This window comes from Microcystis sp. BLCC-F209 (assembly GCF_041928595.1).
Classification (GTDB): domain Bacteria; phylum Cyanobacteriota; class Cyanobacteriia; order Cyanobacteriales; family Microcystaceae; genus Microcystis.
The window spans coordinates 1-19,653 of sequence record NZ_JBHFLL010000337.1; the positions used below are offsets into that span (position 1 = coordinate 1).

Here is a 19,653-nt window from a genome sequence, read left to right on the forward strand (position 1 = left end):
AGGTTCTGTGTGATAAGTTTAACTTATATAGGATCGATCAATCTTTGTGTCCTTTGTGTCTTTGTGGTTCCTTCCACTCGCTCGCTAGGAAGAATGTATCTTAGAATACATTTTGCCCACCAAACCTAAGAGAGCCAAAAAATTTCAGCCTTTTTTTAGCAAAAGACTTGACAAACTCAAAAATTTTTGCTAACCTTTTAGTATGATGGGAATCCATGTCAGACTAGGGACTCTCTCCACCATCAGGATTTAAGGCTGAAGCGGACTGAAAATTTAATTGTCTCTCAATCTTTCTAATAGTGCGGAGCGGGATAAATTCGCCAGAGAAAGAATTAACTCGGTGCGTTCCGAGATGGGAAGTTGGGCAATTCGTTCCACCAGAGCGGATAATTCCGAATCTAGAGTTCCGAACCTTCCTTCCAGAAGACTGGCTATCATCGATTGACGTTCTTCTAAAGTGCCTTCTTGTTTTCCTTCTTGTTTTCCCTCTTCTTTCCAATCTTCTCGCTGCTTTAGATAAGCTGGTGATAAGTTCATAATGACCTCCTGTTCCTCTGTACTTAAATTATCCCTCAACTCTAAATTCTTGCGCCAGTTGGCCAAGATTTCTAGTAAATTTTCTCGAAAAGGGTTAGGTTGGGGAAGTTCAACTAACTCTTCTACGGCTCGTTTCTGAGTTCCTCCTTTTCCTAAAACCCTCAACCATAAAGTGTCTTCATTCACCGGTAATTGATGGATGGCGACTATGGCTGTTTTGAGGAAGTCAGCTAAAAAGTAAACCCCTTTCAACCAATTACTCTCATCGCTGTCAGCCCTGAATCCTTGAATCATTCTAGCTGAAAAGGTGGGCGTTAAAATCCATAAAACTGGCAATTCTGCTGCAGTCAGAGCTTTGTTTGAGCGTTTCGCCTTCCTTAGGAGGTCATTATGAACAGTATATAACTTTGATATACAACTGCGAATCTCTATTTCTGAGGGAGAGTTGCGGAAAGGTTCAAACAAGCAGGAAGTCGCCGCCATTTTTCCGAGTAACCCTAAAGGGAGTTTATTCCTTGATGGTGAACTGGCCGGTTCAAACCAGACATCAATTTCTTGAACCTCACTTTTTACTTTCTTGCTCTTTCTAATTGTCCCTAGAGGTGCTAACAATTCCTCTAAATACTCCTTAGCAAATTGGTCGTGAATTTGGCGAGTCATTGCAATTGATAATCGAGCCGAAAAAGGACGGTAATAATCTTATTATATCGTCAATAATGAAAGGTTTAAATCGAACCGGAAGAATTAAGAGGTCTTTGACATCGCTTGAGAACAAAAAAGAAAGGCTGGGGAGAGTTTTTAAAATCCATAATTCCCAGCACCGTATTATCATCTACTTTCCGAAAAGAGTCATTAATCGGCAAATAATCATAAATCATCGTGGCGCTGACTTTGTCCCGATATTCCATCATTCGCAGTCTAGCCTGACTTGTCTCTGTTTTTAGCAAGGAGTTGGTCAGCATCAGTAAAGGTTTCAGAGAATTATTTTTCAGTATCGGCAGCTTAACAATCCAGTTCATGGCCGTGGGATTGGGTGCTACCTTAAAAATTTTTCCCTGACCATCTAAAAATAACAGGGGGTGGACATTCTCGGTATCGACAAACTCTTTACCATACCAATTAGATGCTTCTAATAAACCATCCATGGGGTGATTTGTCTGAAGTCCAGAACCTTGCCAAACACCGAGCATAAAGTCTAAACTCACGGGTTCGAGAGCGTCAAATAATTCTAACGCTCTTTCGGTCGTCGTTTGACCAGCTTTAAGAATCGACTGGCAGCTTTCTAATTCTAATGTTTCCATTGTCTCGCTCTCCTTGTGTCCTGACAATGATATTATAGCTTCTCAGCCAGAGGCTGGGGGATTGCCCCTCGGCTAAAATCACCAAACATCCCACATATCTTCACTCAATGGGTCATCGTATCACTCTAGGGTTTCCAGCCATTCACTCATTTCTTCCTTGATGGTTTCTTTAAGTTCTCGCAAATCATCTTTATCTATTAGGCCTTTTTCCAGTAAGAAAGTGTAGAACTTTTTCAGACTACCTGCGTTAGCCTTGAGGCTTGATTGACTGGCCCACAGGGCCTTTTTGATAAACCAATAACCCAAAAAGTCACCGACCATATCTACCCCGTCTTTAGCTTCTACTGCATCCTCATAGAGTAAATATTCGTTGATATAAAAATCTATATTTGAAATATGATTATTAATGGTTTTTTCCGACAAACCTGACGATTCTAGCCAACTCTCGAAATCCTTTAGTAATTCATGATTGACTTTTCTTATCTTTTGACAGTCAGCCTCATATTTCTGGGAATCATCCATCTCAAATTTCTCTCCTCTAAATCGCTGCTCGATGGTCAATAGGGTAATGAATCAAGTCTTTTTTTCCAAGCGTCTAAAGCCGCCATTTTCTCCTCATGGTCAAGGTCGGCCAACCGCCTGAATCGCCTTTCTCTTTTCTGCTAAATAGCTTCAACGATGTTAGACTCAATTTGCTCAATGATGGCGGCCACATCTTCTTCTGTATCTCGAGGTTGGGTTAATTCCACATCCGTTGAGAAGAGGCACATTTGAGTCCAGTCTAAGTTTTCCAGTTCACACTGGTCAATCACCGAACTGGGGATGTTTTTCAGGGTGATGCTATCCCATTCAATGCCGATGAGATTGCTCTGCCGCTCAATTGTCACAATTCTTCCTTGCCAACCACCGATGTCAGTCCCCAAATCTGGGTCAAGTACACCCTGTTTGACGATGACCGAGTCGCCGACTTTGAAGGCAAACTCTGACTCGGAAAATTCGGGCGACAAGCTGGAGGCAACCGAGAGATGATACTCGCTTCCTAGCTCTTTTAACTCAAAATCCACAATCATCCGCTTGTTTTCCGAGAAATAACGGTTTTTCCTAGCGATTAGCTCCTCGATTAGCCCTTGAATATCCGCCTTGAGCCTTTTATCTCCTTTAAGAAGGTCTTTATTAAAAACTCGGTCTATCATCTCTTGCCGCTTTGATTCGGGGGACAACGCCAGATTCCAAGCGATTATCCCTATGGTCAGCAGTGTTCGCATAGATCCCTTCGTTTCATTGGATTTGCGGTAAGGCTCGATAAAATCCTCCAGAACTTCCGACATTGTGACTTCCCCAGAAGGAGAGACGACAATTTCCTTGAAAGCCGATGACTTTTCTCTTAATTTCTTCTCAAAGCTTTTCAAGGGTTTTTCGGATCCTTGGGACATTTTCTGCAGCCTGAGCAGTTCACTAAATGCCTTCGATTTTTTAGCCATGATTGAGCCAGAAAATATGTGTTATTAATCCTGTTGGGTTGCTGAACAACATTGGAATAGGGGAATTGTAACTGCTGTCAGGGAGCGATTGCGCTCTCATTATTAAATCTTAAAGTTCTGGTCTGAGTCGTCAGCTGTTGACTGCTGAGTGGGTGGGTGGAATTAAATATAAAATGAACGTAGGTTGGATTGAAGCATGAAACCCAACGCCCGCATGGGTTACGCTACCGCTAACCCATCCTACAAATAATTGTGCCTACCTACTTATCCGATACTTTTTTGTTAACATAGATTAGCAATGCACTTTCAGAGATTCTCTTAAAACAGAGGATATCTCCTTCCCAAATCCCCCGCAAGGGAAAAATATGTCTCAAAAGCCGATTTATCTAGATTGCCACGCCACGACACCGCTAGAGCCGCAAGTTCTGGCGGCGATGTTGCCCTATTTTACCGAACACTTTGGTAATGCCAGTAGTATTAATCATGTCTATGGTTGGACAGCCGAGGCTGCGGTTAAACAGGCAAGAGAAACAATCGCCGCTGCTATTAATAGTAGTCCCGAAGAAATTATTTTTACCAGTGGAGCAACAGAGGCCAATAACCTGGCTATCAAAGGGGTGGCCGAAGCTTATTTCGCCAAGGGACGGCACATAGTTACGGTGATGACAGAACATCGCGCCGTTTTAGATCCCTGTCATTATCTGGAAAAATTGGGTTTTGAGGTGACAATTTTACCCGTCAGTGGTGATGGCTTAATTGACTTGGAATTACTAGAAAAATCTTTACGTCCTGACACGATTTTGCTGTCAATTATGGCTGCTAATAACGAGATTGGGGTGATTCAACCTTTAGCGGCAATTGGGGCGATTTGTCGCCAGTATCAGGTGCTTTTTCATACGGATGCGGCCCAAGCAATCGGCAAAATTCCCCTAGATGTGGAGGAAATGAATATAGATATGATGTCCTTAACTGCCCACAAAGTCCACGGACCAAAGGGAATCGGTGCGCTGTACGTCCGGCGCCGAAACCCTAGAGTCCGTCTCGCCGCTCAAATTCAAGGGGGAGGACAGGAAAAAGGACTGCGATCGGGTACACTATTTACACCGCAAATTGTCGGTTTTGCCAAGGCGGTAGAATTGGGCATCAAAGCGATAGAACAAGATAATAGCCACTTAAATCAGTTAAAAGCCCGTTTATGGGAGATTATCAGTCAATTAGACAGAATTTATCTCAATGGTCATCCTAGCCAAAGATTAGCCGGAAATTTGAATATTAGTATTGAAGGGGTGGACGGTGCGGCGTTATTGTTAGGATTACAGCCAATAGTGGCGCTTTCCTCCGGTTCTGCCTGTTCTTCTAGCCATACCGCCCCCTCTCACGTTTTAACTGCCTTGGGTCGCCCCGAATCTCTCGCTTATGCCTCCCTGCGCTTCGGGTTGAGTCGTTTTAATACTTTAGAAGAAATTGAACTGGTGGGGGAACAGGTGGTTTTAACGGTTAATTCCCTCCGCAAAGCCAAAAATTTTTGACGTTTCGGCTCCTATCCACAAGTTAGTTTCGGTCTAGGTTGGAAAAATTCCAGAAAAGCTTTCTATGATTGCCTTTGACTGATTGCCGTGCCAGTTAATAACATTGATGCTTGGTTTTCACTCCAGTGAATCATCCAACTCGGTTGTAATCCCAAAACAATAATAAATAAAGCCAAAGCAATTTCCGGAAATCTTTCGGGCCAGGTACTGCGGGGAATGCGCGATAATTCAGGGGTTAAACGACCAAAGAAAACCCGATTAATCATCAGGAGAAAATATACTGCGGTTAAACCACTAGCGACCAAACATAAGAGCGTTTGTATCGGAAAAATCGGGAAACTGCCACGAAAGACCAAAAATTCGGCGATAAATCCCACCATTCCGGGGATGCCGGCGCTGGCCATGGCCGCTAAAATCATTAACATTCCCGTGATTGGTAAACCTCTTTCTGGATTTAATAAACCGCGTAGATAATCCACATCCCGGCTGCCGGTTTTTTTATACACTACTCCCACCAACAAAAATAACAAAGCGGAAATTAAACCGTGACTAATCATCTGCAAAATCGCCGCGGTGATGCTTAATCTGGTGGTGGCCGCCGCCGCTAGTAAAATATAGGCCATGTGGGAAATGGAAGAATAGGCGACTACTTTTTTCATATCCTTTTGGGCAATAGCGCAACTGGCCCCGTAGAGGGCGCTGATAGCTGCTATCGTTGCTAACCAAGGGGCGATAGTCACCCAAGCGTCAAGAAATAAACCGACTCCAAAGCGCAGCAGTCCATAGGTTCCTAATTTGAGTAATATTCCCGCTAAAAGCACAGAAACGGGGGTAGATGCTTCGACGTGGGCATCCGGTAGCCAAGTATGAAAGGGAAAAATCGGGATTTTGATGGCTAATCCAATCAGAAGGGGGATGAGGAGCAGTAATTGGGTTTTAACGTCTAAATTATTCGATAAAAGGGGATTATAGGCGAAATTATCAGCACCGGTTAGCCAAACTAAGCCGAGGAAAGAGATTAGCACTAAAAAGCCTGAAATTGCCGTGTATAATAAAAATTTCATGCCCGCATAACCGCGTCTTTGACCCCCCCAAATGGCAATGAGAAAGTAAAGCGGGACGATTTCTAATTCGTAAAATAGGAAAAATAGCAGTAAATCCTGCGCTAGAAAGGCCCCCGCTACTCCGGCATTGAGTAACAAGAGCAGAGAATAGTAAAATTTCGGTCGGTTAACCTCTGTACCACTAGCATAAAGAGCAATTATTGTCAAGATGCTGTTAAGAAAAAGTAATGAGAATGACAATCCATCAACACCGAGGGCATAATTGAAACCGAGGAAATTAATCCAAGGCAGGTTAACCGTGAACTGCATTTGCGGGTTACTAGGGTCAAATTGCCAGCCAAGGAGAATATTAAGCAGTAAGAGAACGACAGCAAGAGTTAGAGCTAATCCTCGCACTTTTTTCGCCTCTAGAGGCGTGTAGGCAATCAGTATCGCCCCTATAATCGGTAGCCAAATAAAAGCGTTGAGCATTCTTTAATGGGCATGATAAACCTTCCCATTATTGCCTGAGCGGTCAATCTTTAGCAATATAAACTGGTGAACATTTAAGTGGGTGGGTGGAATTAAATATAAAATGAACGTAGGTTGGGTTGAAGCATGAAACCCAACGCCCGCATGGGTTACGCTACCGCTAACCCATCCTACAAATAATTGTGCCTACCTACTTAACTTAACTAACGATGAAACAAGAAAAGATCACTCTCAGTCAACTCGAAGGCTTTCTATTTAAGGCGGCGGACATTCTTCGCGGCAAAATGGACGCTTCCGAGTTCAAAGAATTTATCTTTGGGATGTTGTTCCTCAAACGCTTGTCAGACGAGTTTGAGCGCAAGCAAGCGCAACTCAAGAAACAATATGCACACATCCCAGACCCGTCGCTGCTGGCCGAACTCCTAGAAGGCGAAACCTCCTATGGAGAAACATTTTTCGTACCTCCTCGCGCTCGCTGGCATCAATCTTGGCGCGACGAAAACGGCCAGGAAGTCCCGCCGCTCAAACACCTTAAGCAGGACATCGGCAATATGCTCAATAAGGCATTAGCGGCGGTAGAGGATGCTAACGATGCCTTGGCGGGAGTGCTGAAGAATAACATCGATTTTAATGCCACCAAGGGCAAAACCAAGATACCTGACCAAAAATGGAAGGATTTACTAGATCATTTCAATCAGCCCCAATTTGTGCTGGTCAACGATAATTTTGAGTTTCCCGACCTATTGGGTGCAGCCTACGAGTACCTAATCAAATACTTTGCCGATAGTGCCGGGAAGAAAGGGGGAGAATTTTACACGCCGGCCGAGGTGGTGCGGCTGTTGGTACAGTTGGTTAAACCCCAAGCGGGCCATACTATCTATGACCCTACCGTGGGGTCGGGCGGTTTCCTTATCCAGTCCTATCAATATGTGGAGGAACAGGGGCAAAACCCCCAGAATCTGGCACTCTACGGACAGGATTCTAATGGTACGGTCTGGTCAATTTGTAATATGAATATGATCCTCCACAACATCACCCGCTTCACCATTGAAAACGGGGATACTCTCGAAGATCCGCTCATTTTAGAAAACGGACAGATTCGCAAGTTTGACCGAGTTCTGGCTAATCCGCCCTTTTCCCAGGATTACAGCCGGGCTAATCTCAAGTTTACCAACCGCTTTCGCGAATTCTGCCCGGAAAAGGGGAAAAAGGCGGATCTGATGTTTGTCCAGCACATGATTGCCAGTCTTAAACCCGACGGCCACATGGCCACTATCATGCCCCATGGGGTGCTATTTCGGGGGGGGAAAGAGAAGCTGATTCGAGAGATCTTAATTGAGGATGATCTGATTGAGGCGATTATTAGTTTGCCCCCGGGGTTATTTTATGGCACGGGTATCCCGGCCTGTGTGTTGGTGGTGAATAAAAATAAACCTGATGAATTACGCGATAAAATCCTTTTTATTAATGCCGATCGAGAATATGCTGAGGGAAAGAACCAGAATAAATTGCGCCCCGAAGACATTGAAAAGATCGATTATGTCTTCACCCACAAGCGAGAATATCCCAAATATAGCCGCTTGGTAGATAAGTCGGAAATTGTCGAAAAACACGACTTTAATCTTAATATTCGCCGCTATGTGGATAATACGCCAGATCCGGAACCGGAGGATGTAAAAGCTCACTTGATGGGGGGTATTCCGCAGGCTGAAATTGCCGCACAACAGGATACTTTTGCTAAGTTTGGCATCAATACAAATACCCTATTTAAGCCCCTACGCCCCGGCTATGCTAGTTTTTGCCCAGAAATTGCCACGAAAGCCGCTATTAAAGAGAATCTGGAAGCTAATCCCGATTTACAAGCAAGGATAAGCGACCACTATACTACGCTTAAAAATTGGTGGCGAGAAGCGCGGGATGATTTTGCCAAGTTGGAGGGGAATAATATTATGCCCCAAGTGCGGCAGCAATTACTGAGCAGCCTCAAACAGCAGCTGATTCCTTTGGGGGTTTTAGATGAGTTTAAATCGGCGGGGGTGTTTGTTAACTGGTGGCAGCAGATTCGCTATGATCTAAAGACTATTATTAACACTGGCTGGCATCATACTCTTATCCCTGATCAGTATTTATTAGCGGCATTTTTTCAGGCGGAAGAGGCAGCAATTGAGGAACTGGAAAGTAAGATTAGTGCAGTCCAAGGGGAGTTAAGCGAAGCGGTGGAATCAGCGCAAGAGGTGGCGAATTATGAACCAGAAGAGGAAGAAACTGTTAGCGCCGCATCGATTAAGAAATGGCTTAAAGAGTTGATAGATGACCTGAAGCAATCCCAGGGCGATTCAGCAGCCAGAGAGCGCCAATATTACCAACAAGAATACAATGTTATTACTGACATTGAGAACCGGATCAAGTTACTTAAGAATACACTTAAAGAAAAGCAGAGTCAGCTTGAGTTAAAGCTGCGCTTAAAACGGGTTGGGGATGAGGAATTTAAGGCTGAAACTGTTGAATTACTTGAGCAGGTACAAAATCAGCTTATGGGGTTAAATGCAAGTAAAAAGGAAGAAAAGGCCAAGATTAACGCGCTTAATAAGGATAAGAAAGCCTTGGAGATTAAATTATCTTATCCTGAGGGATTACTGACTGAAATAGGAGGACAGTTAAGGGATGAAGAAGCGAAAAAATTGATTCTAAAAAAGCTCTATGATTGGGTATCGGAGCAGCTTAATCGTTACTTGAATGGGGAAAAGCGGGGACTTGTCGCTAAGGTTGAGAATCTTTGGGATAAGTATGCGGTATCAAGTCAGGAAATGGAGGCCCAGCGAGAGCAGACTTTAGGAGAATTAAATGAGTTTTTGGTTAAACTAGGGTATAGGGAATAAATTAAGTCAGTTAGGAGCAGGTTATGCAGTCTATTAAAAAGCAATTTGTCACAGATGAAAATCTGAAGCCAGTGGCGGTAATTATTAATTACCAAGATTGGCAAAAAATTGAGGCATTATTGCAGGAAAGTGAACAGGAAGATAGTACAGAGTCTTTTAAAGCACTCGCAGCTTATGCGGGTAGCATTCAACTAACTATCGATCCTTTAGAATATCAAAGTGAGATAAGGAACTCTTGAGTTTTTAAATGTTTTTTTGATTAAGTTGAGGTATTTGTTATGAATGAGCTTACTGGGCAGTTTCCAGCAGATTGGGAATTATTGAGACTTCCTGAAGTTCTCTTTTTTCAAGAAGGTCCAGGTATCACAAGTGATAAATTCACAAAAGAAGGAATTCCATTCATTAATATTCGTTGTTTTGTTAATGGTCGAATTGATAGAAGTTCATGTCAATTTATATCTCAAAAATTGGGAAATGGTGAGTATAAACACTTTCAATTAGATGTAAATGATTGGGTTTTTTCAAGTTCAGGAACAATAGGAAAAATCGCCCTTATTTTTGATGAAGATTTACCTTTGCTACTTAATACTTCAACTATCCGATTTAGGACTCAAGACGAAAAAAGGTTAGCAAATAATTACATAAAATTTTTTCTGGAGTCTTTTCACTTCAAAATACAGCATCAGCTTCAAACACAAGGAAGTGCTCAAGTTAACGTTGGACCGACGCATTTACAAAAAATGCACATTCCTTTGCCCCCAATTAAAGAACAAACCCAAATCGCCACCATCCTCTCAACAATAGACCGCGCGATTGAGCAAACCGAAGCCCTAATTGCCAAGCAGCAGCGCATCAAAACCGGACTAATGCAGGACTTGCTCACCAAAGGAATTGATGAAAATGGCAATATTCGCAGTGAAGAAACCCATGAGTTTAAGGATTCACCGCTTGGAAGGATTCCGGTTGAGTGGGAGGTGAAAACAATTAATGATATTTCGATCAAGATTACAGATGGTGATCACCACACACCTAAGCGAAGTATTGACGGCATTTTTCTATTAAGTGCAAGGAACGTTTTAAATGGAAGTATTGATCTGTCAGATGTTGACTATGTGCCTGAATATGAATATCAGAGAATGATTAGACGATGCTATCCAGAATCAGGAGATATTCTCATTTCTTGTTCAGGAACTATTGGACGTGTGTGTGAGGTTCCCACATGGTTAAAGTGCGTATTGGTGAGAAGTGCAGCATTAGTCAAACTAAATAAGTCCGAGATTCAGCCTCGATTTGCTGAATGGGTTCTACAATCTGATTTGCTTCAAACACAAATACAAATTAGTCAACGTCAAGCGGCACAGCCTAATCTATTTCAAAGTGAAATTGCATCTCTTAATTTTGCAAAGCCAATGTTATATGAACAAGTTAAAATATCTAAAACTTTAGATCAACATCAATCATTAATTAAAAGAGAAACTTTATCTTTAGAGAAATTGAAAATATTAAAAACCGGACTGATGCAAGACCTACTGACTGGCAAAGTTCGAGTTACCGACCTCCTCAACCAAAAAACAGCAGCAAATTGATTCATCGGTCAAACCTATGCAACCAGAGCAAACACCCACAAATCACAAAAACTTAAACATATACCCAGACTTTGCCAAAAAAATGGAAATCGCTCGGCGTGGCATCAAAAAATATCGTAACGCCCTGATTGACCTCGCCAAGTCACCAAACTGCTCAGGCGATCTATATCCCATGATCTCGATATCAGACGATTCGCTAAACTAAACATAACTCCCTTGCCCATAGATTTACCATGCAAGCGATCGAATTTAAAACCATCCTAAAAAACGGAATAGTCAGCATTCCCGCCGAATATTCTTCTGAATGGGAAGGTAAACAGATCCGCGTCATCATCTTAGAAGATAGCAATACTGACACTTTGCGAGAAACAACTATTTCCCTATTTGAGCAAAATAAAATCAGTCTAGGGACAGCAAGGGAAATATTGGGAATAAATCAGATTCAAATGCAGAGATTGCTGTCAGAGCGTGACATTTGATGAGTAGAAAACGGGTTTCTCGGAGAAACCCGTTTTCTGTGCGTTACTCAACGGATTTAGTATAAGACATTTAACCCCGTTCTCCATAGATACTTTCTCGGCTAATATCTTGATCAGATAATTGGGGAAAATTCTTATCTTTATGACTTTCTGCCCATTCTTCAAAAGCTTTTATCCATTCTTCAGGGGTAGCCGTTTGACAAAAAGATAATTTTTGATAGTCTTTTATTGCTTCTATTGCTCCATTAGATGTTAATTCTCTTTCTAGTTGTTGTTTTTCTTCTTCAGAAAGGGATCTAATAATTTGTGCTAAAGTTTTAACCAGTTGGTTGTTCATATCCGTTAATGCTTAAATATTTTTTATGTATAATAACCTATTATAGCGTTTCTCATAAGTGGCTAGGTGTTAAAAATTATCAGATGCCCCCCTTATTAAGGGGGATCCCCCCGCCTATCGGCACCCCCCTTATCAAGGGGGGCAGGGGGGATCGGCACCCCCCTTATCAAGGGGGGAAGGGGGGATCGAACCTAAAATCCATTTTAAATTTAATTATAACCAGCTACTTATCAGAGAAGTACAATTTAACCCTGTTCCCTGTTCCCTCAAGAAGATTTAGACGAAAAACCTCATAAATACAGTTAAATAAAGGTTATCTGGTCATGAACAAAACACCTCAACCTATCAAACTCGATGAGCGCAACGGGGTCGAAAAGCCCTTACTTGACCAACTGTACGGTTTAGATTGGGAAATATTGGATTTAGAGACAAAACAAAAACCACAGGATACTTTTAGAGAAAGCTTTACCGAGGTGGTGATGCTGCCAGTGCTGCGAGAACAGCTTACAATCATCAACCCCTGGCTAGAAACCGACCAAATAGAAGAAGCCATCAAACAACTCACCGCCAACTTCCCCAGCACCAACCTACTGGAAAATAACCGCCACGTCTTTAAACTGCTTCAGGAGAATACCAGCGTCTCAGAGAACCGTAAAACAGGCGAAAAAAGCCCCACCGTCAGGTTTATCGACTTTGACCACCCAAATAACAACCGCTTCATCGCCGTTTGCCAGTTTAAGGTGCGGATTCTAGGCACAGAAAACCACATCATCCCCGATATTGTCCTCTTCCTCAATGGGCTGCCAGTGGTGGTCATTGAATGTAAATCTCCCAAAGTCAAAGAACCCATTGCCGAGGCGATCGAGCAACTCCTCCGCTACAGCGAACAGCGCGGCGCTAAGGGCGAGGGAAATGTCCCCCTCTTCTTCTATAACCAGTTTGTCGTAGCTACCTGCCGCAATCAGGCAAAATTTGGCACCATTACCACCCACACCGAAAAATACTTCTTCCGTTGGGCTGACCCCTATCCCCGCACCCTAGAAGAACTAGAACACGGTATTAGCTCCCCCAATGACCAGCAGCGACTGGTGGCGGGAATGTTTGCCCCCGATAACCTCCTAGAGATTATTCGCAACTTCACCCTTTTCTCCATCAACAACAAGGGAGAAACCATCAAAATCGTCGGGCGTTATCAGCAGTTTCGTGCCGTCAAGAAAGCCGTGGAGCGTCTCCTAGAGGGCAAAACCCCCCGGGAGCGCAGCGGCATTATCTGGCATACCCAGGGGTCAGGTAAGTCCCTGACCATGATGTTCATGGTGCGGGCCATGTACCGCCATAACAACCTTTCCCAGTGGAAAGTGGTATTTATCAGCGATCGCACCCAACTAGAGCAGCAACTCGCCGAGACCGGTCAAAGTGTTGGCTTTACCGTTAAGCCCGCCAATAGCATCGCCAAACTGAAGGAACTACTTCGCAGCGACTCCTCGGATCTGGTCATGGCCATGATCCACAAATTCCAAGAGCGGGAACTGCGGGAGACCTTCCCGGAGCTAAACCGGAGCAGCAACATCCTGGTGATGACCGATGAGGCCCACCGCTCTCAGTACAGCCTGCTGGGGACAAACCTCGACAAAGCTCTCCCCTACGCTTCCCGTATTGGCTACACCGGCACCCCCATCGACAAAACTGAGAAAGTTTTCGGGGACTACATCGACAAGTACACCATGGGCCAGTCCATCGAGGACGGCGTGACCCTAGAAATTGTTTACACCGGGCGCACCCATAACGCCGAGGTGTCTGATCAGACAGCTATGGATGCGGCTTTTGCCGATGTCTTCAGTGAGTACAACCTGCAAGAGCGGCTGCAGATTTTGGGCCATGGTTCGCGGGATGCCTACCTAGAAGCCCATCCCACCATCGCCGCTAAAGCCAAGGATATGGTGCAGCACTATCTCCAGTGCATCTTTCCCAACGGCTACAAGGCCCAGGTGGTGGCGACTTCCCGGGAGGCGGCGGTGCGGTACAAAGAGCATTTAGATGCTGCCCTGGCCGAGGAGATTGCCAAATTGGAGCAGGGGAATCCCCACCGGCTTAACCTCGATCGCCTGAAGCGACTTAAGACCGATGTGGTCATCTCCAGCAGTCATAATGACCTACCCCACCTCAAGCAATACAGCAACTCCACCCGCCACGATACTACTATTAAAAGCTTTAAACTGCCCTTTGACGCAAGGGATGAGGGGATTACTGGAGATGTGGGCATTGTCATCGTCAATAATATGCTACTGACTGGCTTTGATGCCCCAGTAGAGCAGGTGATGTATCTCGATAGGGTCATCCAGGCCCACAACCTCTTACAGGCGATCGCCCGTGTCAACCGAGTCGGCGGTGCGAACAAGGATAAAGGCTTTGTCGTGGACTATGTAGGCATCGGCCACCACCTGAAGCGAGCTATTGATAACTACGACGAGCGGGAGCAGCAAGAAATCGAGGAAACCTTAAGTTTTCCCGAGGACGAGATCCGTCAGCTTGAGGATGACCACCGCAAAATCCTCGCACTCTTGAAGCAACATGGACTCACCGACCTGAACGATCAAGATGCCTTTTTCGACCTCTTCTATGACGAGGATGTGCGATTCGAGTTCATGCTGGCCTTCAAGAAGCTGACCCGCAGCCTTAACTTGGTCTATCCCGCCAAGGAGGCCTTGAACTATATGAGAGACTACCAATCTCTCACCGCAGTGAATATACTAGCGGGGAAGCACTTCCGCGACGAGCGCCTGAGTATGAGGGGAATCCCACCCAAGCTGCGGGCCCTGACCGACCAGTATCTGCAATCAAGGGGAATCGACGAGAAAGTTAAACCGATCTCGATCTTGGATAAGGACTTTGAGAGTCATGTCCAGAAACACCAGCGAGTCAAAACAAAGGCCGCCGCAATCGAACACGCTCTCCGCCACTATATCGAGATCGATCTGGTGGACGATCCCGAACTGCAAGCCTCCTTTTCTGAAGCACTGAGAGCCATCTTCGAGGAGTTTAAAGACAATTGGGACAAGATTTACCAAGAACTGGAAAAACTACGCCAGAAGGCGAGAGAAGCAAAAAATGAGCCTACCTACGGACTGGACAGGAAAAAGCAGCTGCCCTTCTTTCGGATGTTCAAACGGGAGTGTTTTGGAGAAGCGGCATTAACTGACGATATGGTTTCTCAGATGGTCGCTCTCACTCAACAGGTATTTACCGTTGTTGAGCAGGAGTTACAATTAACTAGCTTTTGGGAGAGCATTCCCGCTCGCAAGAAACTTAGGGCAGAGATTCAAAAAGTGTTACTCTCTCCCGACTTTTTCCAAATTCCCAATCTTATGGACAATCGAGAACAGATTATCTCGCGGGTGATGGAAATAGCAGAGAAAAATAACGACCGAATTTTTTAGGCTGAATCGAGTAAAATTGAGCGACTTTTAATATGAAACTTGACTATAAAATCATTTATTCTTCCAGTCGTAAGACCCTGACCATTACCGTGGAACGTGATCGCTCGATCGTCGTCAGAGTGCCTACTGGTACTCATCCCGATAAGATCCAGCAAATAGTAGAGTCACGCAAGCAGTGGCTCTATGAAAAAATTCACCACGAGCAGAAGTATCAAGTCCCACTTCATCCTCCTGGTAAGGAACTGGTTAATGGCGAGTCGCTTCTTTATTTAGGGCGCTACTATCGTTTAGAATTGGTTGATGATCAGACAGAAATAAAGTTTATTAACAATCGCTTTCGAGTACCAAAGGCACTAACAGAGAATGGTGGCGAGATTTTTCAAGATTGGTACATTCAGAAGGCAAAAGAGAAGATACTTCCTCGTGTCAACCTTTATGCTAAAAAGCTTGGTGTCAGGTTTAATCAGGCTAAAATTACCGATAGCAAATATCGCTGGGGTTCTTGTACACCCCAAGACAATGTTAACTTTAACTGGCGATTGATCAAAGCCCCGATGTTCGTAATTGATTATGTGGTAGTTCATGAGTTAGCGCATCTGATTGAATCGAACCACACTCCACGATTTTGGCAGATTATCAGGTCGCAAATTGCTACTATGGATAAGGCCAAGCAATGGCTTAAAGAACACGGTCAGATGTTGGAACAGTCACTCTAATTTTGGAAAATAAACCTAATTTAAATCTGCTGGGATTAGCACCCATAGCCATTTTACCCGATTATATCGTCTCGGAGTCTCCCCAAAAGGAACCCCTCATAACTCACCATTAAGATAACTGCTATAATTATCGTCCGGGGTTTGACTCGGTGTCAAAACAAGTTTCAGCTAATTTAATTAAAGTGGTTCGATTAATCTTACCCTGGGGACTTTTTGGTATCTCTGGTAATTTTATCCAATGTTTCGGCAGCTTATAATTGACTAATTTATCTTTAATCTGGGATTGAATAATTGTCTGGTTTATCTGAGAGTTAGCGGGTACATAAAAAGCGACAATTATCTGTCCCCATTTGACATCTGGCAACCCTAAAACCACCACATCTTTAACTAAATTAGTTTGTCTAATGGCAGTTTCTACCTCAAGAGGATAAACATTTTCTCCTCCGGTAATTATTTTTTGACTATCCCGACCAATGATATATAAATAACCACTTTCATCCAAGTAACCTAAGTCATCGGTCTCGAAGTAGCTTGCTTGATTAAGATGGGGATAATAGCCTAAAAATAAAGACTTTGCTTCAATAATAATCTTCTGGTTATCGGGATTAATTTTTATCTGAGCATGGGGTAATACCTGTCCACTACTATTATTGCCTCGTCGAAAATCTTCTGGTTTAAGGGTGACAATTTGTGAGGCAGTTTCTGTCATTCCATAGGTGGGAGACAGAGAAATATTATATTCTCTAGCTTTTTCTAATAAAGATGGCCATGCAGGGGAACCTCCTAGGAAAACTGTTTTAAAATTGGCTAACCAGCGAGGATCATTTTCTAGAAAGAATTGTAATTGACTGGGGACTAAAGAGATAAAATAATCTTGAAGATTGAGATTATTTATGCGCTTTTGTTTGATTTTATGGTAAGGAATAACAGCAAAATCTCCCGCCGTTAAAAAACTTCTCAGAAACTGCATTAAACCACTAACATGATATAAGGGCAGTAGGCAAAAAGAGTTAACCTGCTTGACTTGAAAATATTCAGAGAAACCTTTAACAGAAGCAGTTAAAGTTAACCAGTTATGGATAGCAAAGCGAATTTTTCCCGAGGTTCCCCCTGTGGGTATCATCAGAGAATTAGTCAAAGGATTGACAGGAGAAGAATTATGGTTAAAAACCTTTATATTTTCACCAAAAACATAATCGGGTTGAATCAGAGAGAAAACCTGCTGCCATTCGTTAGTTTTCCAGTCGGGATTAGCTAGAAATAGGCAACTTTTGACCCTGACGGCAGCCAAGAATATCGCTAAGAATTTAAGGGGATTGCCTTCAGCAAGCAGTATAGTTAATCGAGGATTATCTGCGGCGATAAATTTCTGACAATAGGACTTATATAATTGATAAAATTTCTGGCTATTGTATCCATATAACCAATTTTTTTGACTGAGATATGCTAATTGTTTGCTGATGTCGTCCACAGTTTTTCCAACCAATCGGGGTCACTATCATTAAACCATTGTTGCACACCAAAACCTAAAGCTCGCTCCTTTCTGGGGTATTCTTGTGCTAGACGTAAAGCGGATTTTCTGCCGATATTAGTTTCTAAAACCGAGGAAAATACTAAATCTAAGGGATATTTTTCCCAGAGATTTCTTAACCCTTGTATTGAACCAGTAATAGCAGGTTTAATCACAAAAATTCCTCGCCATCCCCGTTGATAACATTCCTCTATTTGTCGAAGATTGGCCACCGATTCATCTAAAGCAATCCCCGTGGTAAAATCTTGACTTAATTGCAACATTTCTAACCATTGAGACGGGGGTAAAGGTTGTTCGATAAATTCAATTATTTTAGATTCATCGGCAATTTTTAACCAGATTTTACTGTCAGTAATACTTAATCCCCCATTGGCATCTAAACGCAATTTAATGTTCCTGGGTAATCGATCAATTAATTTTTCAAATAAGTTTAACTCCTGCTTGAGAGAATTAACTGCAATTTTCCATTTATAAGTATTAGTTTGATTAGCGGCTAAAATATCATCCAGACAGGGAAATACTGCCGCACCAGTGGGTAATAAATAACTATATTTTTTCGGTTCTAATTCTCTTGATTGATTCTCTATACTCAAATCTTCTAAAGCTGATTCAAAGGCAAATTGACAAGCGGGAAATTGTTCGGGAATAGAAAAAATTGAAGTTATTGATAGGGGATTTTCGAGACTTTGACAGAATGATATTGCTGCCGATAATGTTTCCGAACCAAATTCAGGTAAAGGAGCAATTTCTCCCCATCCAATACGTCCATCTTCCGCTTCTAAGCGAATAATAATTCCTTCCCTAATTTCCCATAGTCCGTGATGGGTTTGTAGGGGATGCAGCAAAGGACGCTGATAAACACGAAATTGCCAGAAATACATGATTAACTATAAGTAGTCGTGAAAAGCTTAACATGAGCAGGCGTTGGGTTTCATGCTTCAAACCAAACTACGTTCATCTGATATTTAATTCTACCCACTTAGATAGTGGGACAGGCTTCTGATTCTTTGTATTTTATCTTTAATTGTAACCAGCTACTTAGTTGATAATAGGTAGTGCGTTACTTCAATGATAGTCCATCACACAATCACAGTCGATGATAGGTGGTGCGTTACTTCAATCATAGTCCATCACACAATCACAGTCGATGATAGGTGGTGCGTTACTACGGATTGTCACCTTCCAGTCAAAGCAGCAATTTTTGGCCGTCTAACGCACCCTACAAGCTGTATTAAGATTAAACTAATACAAGTATATCAGAGGCAGAAATACTGGGTTTAGAACTAAGAATTGCAATTTGAATGGCTGCTAGTGTACCTGTCCCGTCCCCATCAAAGAATAATCCTCCAGTGATTGTATTATAAATAAAGCGATTGCTGCCATTTAATGCAGTTGTTCCTAACACAAATTGAGCGGCTGTAATCGCAACTCCTGCGGCTAAACCACCGCCAAAACCCGCAGCAGAGACAGCAATTTTATCCCCCTGACTGGAGAGAAAATCAGTAATTGTGTCAATCCCTTCATTGCGGTTGTTGAAGGTGAATTGATCGCCACCCGCACCCCCTGTTATAGTATCATTACCTAAGCCACCAATTAGAATATCATTGTCCAGAGTACCACTGAGAATATTATTTTCTGATGACCCGATAATGGGTAAGGGATTACCAATCTTATTATCACCATTAAAGTCTTGTTTGAAATTGGTTTCTTGGTTGAAAGCTTGGGTTGAGTTTAATCCCCACCCTCCCTGGGAAGATTGCCAATTCCAATTGTTATCTAAATTCCATATATATAGAAGATTTTGTGATGTATTTTTCAGAAGGACTTGGTTAATTCCATTAACGTTTTCTGCTGCTAAGGTTTGCCAACCAGGGTAGGTATTTGTGGTAATCTGAGTGGCACCATTTTTGATGACAGTGGGGTTATTATTGCCAATTTGAGCATAGAGTTTATTAGTCGCATCTTGGACTAATTTGGTGTTACCGAAGGTTTCGATTGGGGTGAAGGGTTGACCGATGAATCCATCGCCATTAAAGTCTTGTTTGAAATTGGTTTCTTGGTTGAAAGCTTGGGTTGAGTTTAATCCCCACCCTCCCTGGGAAGATTGCCAATTCCAATTGCTATCTAAATTCCATATATATAGAAGGTTTTGTGATGTATTCCTCAAGAGGACTTGGTTAATTCCATTAACGGTTTCTGCGGCTAAGATTTGCCAACCAGGATAGGTATTTGTGGTAATCTGAGTGGCACCATTTTTGATGACAGTGGGGTTATTATTGCCAATTTGAGCATAGAGTTTATTAGT

General features: G+C 43.0%; 15 protein-coding genes and 1 pseudogene. 7 read left to right on the forward strand and 9 right to left on the reverse strand.

All coding sequences use genetic code 11. The annotated features are described in order from the left end of the window. Positions 1 to 273: 273 nt before the first annotated feature. The 4 genes from ACE1AQ_RS22755 to ACE1AQ_RS22770 all read right to left on the reverse strand — a co-directional run bounded on the left by ACE1AQ_RS22755 (position 274) and on the right by ACE1AQ_RS22770 (position 3,319). Entirely contained in the window at positions 274 to 1,197 is a 924-nt protein-coding gene (locus ACE1AQ_RS22755) for a hypothetical protein (RefSeq protein ID WP_008203808.1), read from the reverse strand. A 65-nt stretch (positions 1,198 to 1,262) separates the two neighbouring features. Further along, positions 1,263 to 1,838 (reverse strand): DUF4334 domain-containing protein, encoded by a 576-nt coding sequence (locus ACE1AQ_RS22760; protein ID WP_008203810.1) that lies wholly within the window; start codon positions 1,836 to 1,838, stop codon positions 1,263 to 1,265. 120 nt (positions 1,839 to 1,958) lie between these two features. After that, positions 1,959 to 2,360, reverse strand: coding sequence for a phage integrase SAM-like domain-containing protein (locus tag ACE1AQ_RS22765; protein ID WP_002740193.1), 402 nt, complete (start codon positions 2,358 to 2,360; stop codon positions 1,959 to 1,961). A gap of 140 nt (positions 2,361 to 2,500) precedes the next feature. Continuing rightward, complete coding sequence (locus tag ACE1AQ_RS22770) at positions 2,501 to 3,319, reverse strand: hypothetical protein (RefSeq protein ID WP_008203813.1); 819 nt, start codon at positions 3,317 to 3,319, stop codon at positions 2,501 to 2,503. Between the two features lie 365 nt (positions 3,320 to 3,684). On the opposite strand from ACE1AQ_RS22770, the gene ACE1AQ_RS22775 reads away from it, so the two are divergent. Continuing rightward, complete coding sequence (locus ACE1AQ_RS22775; protein WP_110545038.1) at positions 3,685 to 4,848, forward strand: cysteine desulfurase family protein; 1,164 nt, start codon at positions 3,685 to 3,687, stop codon at positions 4,846 to 4,848. A 62-nt stretch (positions 4,849 to 4,910) separates the two neighbouring features. On the opposite strand, the gene ACE1AQ_RS22780 is transcribed toward ACE1AQ_RS22775, so the two are convergent. Next, complete coding sequence (locus ACE1AQ_RS22780; protein ID WP_110545040.1) at positions 4,911 to 6,383, reverse strand: NADH-quinone oxidoreductase subunit M; 1,473 nt, start codon at positions 6,381 to 6,383, stop codon at positions 4,911 to 4,913. A gap of 209 nt (positions 6,384 to 6,592) precedes the next feature. Between ACE1AQ_RS22780 and ACE1AQ_RS22785 the strand changes: the two genes are divergently transcribed. The 4 genes from ACE1AQ_RS22785 (at position 6,593) to ACE1AQ_RS22800 (ending at position 11,327) form a co-directional block, all read left to right on the forward strand. Beyond that, the gene (locus tag ACE1AQ_RS22785) at positions 6,593 to 9,262 is read left to right on the forward strand and encodes a type I restriction-modification system subunit M (RefSeq protein WP_374809272.1); all 2,670 of its coding nucleotides are present in this window, start codon (positions 6,593 to 6,595) and stop codon (positions 9,260 to 9,262) included. Positions 9,263 to 9,285: 23 nt separating this feature from the next. Beyond that, positions 9,286 to 9,501 (forward strand): hypothetical protein, encoded by a 216-nt coding sequence (locus ACE1AQ_RS22790; protein WP_046660763.1) that lies wholly within the window; start codon positions 9,286 to 9,288, stop codon positions 9,499 to 9,501. A 39-nt stretch (positions 9,502 to 9,540) separates the two neighbouring features. Further along, positions 9,541 to 10,848 carry a restriction endonuclease subunit S gene (locus tag ACE1AQ_RS22795; RefSeq protein WP_106909421.1) on the forward strand — a complete coding sequence of 436 codons (1,308 nt, stop codon included), beginning with the start codon at positions 9,541 to 9,543 and terminating at the stop codon, positions 10,846 to 10,848. 233 nt (positions 10,849 to 11,081) lie between these two features. Then, on the forward strand, positions 11,082 to 11,327 hold the full coding sequence (locus ACE1AQ_RS22800) for a UPF0175 family protein (RefSeq protein WP_374809274.1): 246 nt from the start codon (positions 11,082 to 11,084) through the stop codon (positions 11,325 to 11,327). 70 nt (positions 11,328 to 11,397) lie between these two features. Here ACE1AQ_RS22800 and ACE1AQ_RS22805 read toward each other — a convergent pair whose 3' ends face one another. Next, on the reverse strand, positions 11,398 to 11,664 hold the full coding sequence (locus ACE1AQ_RS22805) for a hypothetical protein (protein ID WP_374809276.1): 267 nt from the start codon (positions 11,662 to 11,664) through the stop codon (positions 11,398 to 11,400). Between the two features lie 323 nt (positions 11,665 to 11,987). Between ACE1AQ_RS22805 and ACE1AQ_RS22810 the strand changes: the two genes are divergently transcribed. Both ACE1AQ_RS22810 and ACE1AQ_RS22815 read left to right on the forward strand, forming a co-directional pair. Further along, positions 11,988 to 15,101, forward strand: a complete 3,114-nt coding sequence (locus tag ACE1AQ_RS22810) for a type I restriction endonuclease subunit R (RefSeq protein WP_110545050.1) — start codon at positions 11,988 to 11,990, stop codon at positions 15,099 to 15,101. Between the two features lie 32 nt (positions 15,102 to 15,133). Then, positions 15,134 to 15,817 carry a M48 family metallopeptidase gene (locus ACE1AQ_RS22815; RefSeq protein WP_110545052.1) on the forward strand — a complete coding sequence of 228 codons (684 nt, stop codon included), beginning with the start codon at positions 15,134 to 15,136 and terminating at the stop codon, positions 15,815 to 15,817. A 127-nt stretch (positions 15,818 to 15,944) separates the two neighbouring features. Here ACE1AQ_RS22815 and ACE1AQ_RS22820 read toward each other — a convergent pair whose 3' ends face one another. The 3 genes and pseudogenes from ACE1AQ_RS22820 to ACE1AQ_RS22830 all read right to left on the reverse strand — a co-directional run. Then, positions 15,945 to 17,288 carry a 2-succinylbenzoate--CoA ligase gene (locus ACE1AQ_RS22820; RefSeq protein WP_110545054.1) on the reverse strand — a complete coding sequence of 448 codons (1,344 nt, stop codon included), beginning with the start codon at positions 17,286 to 17,288 and terminating at the stop codon, positions 15,945 to 15,947. Continuing rightward, entirely contained in the window at positions 17,264 to 18,229 is a 966-nt protein-coding gene (locus ACE1AQ_RS22825; RefSeq protein ID WP_110545056.1) for an o-succinylbenzoate synthase, read from the reverse strand. The genes ACE1AQ_RS22820 and ACE1AQ_RS22825 overlap by 25 nt, the downstream gene beginning before the upstream one ends. A gap of 356 nt (positions 18,230 to 18,585) precedes the next feature. Continuing rightward, a pseudogene (locus ACE1AQ_RS22830) lies at positions 18,586 to 19,653 on the reverse strand (hypothetical protein); the annotation flags it as partial.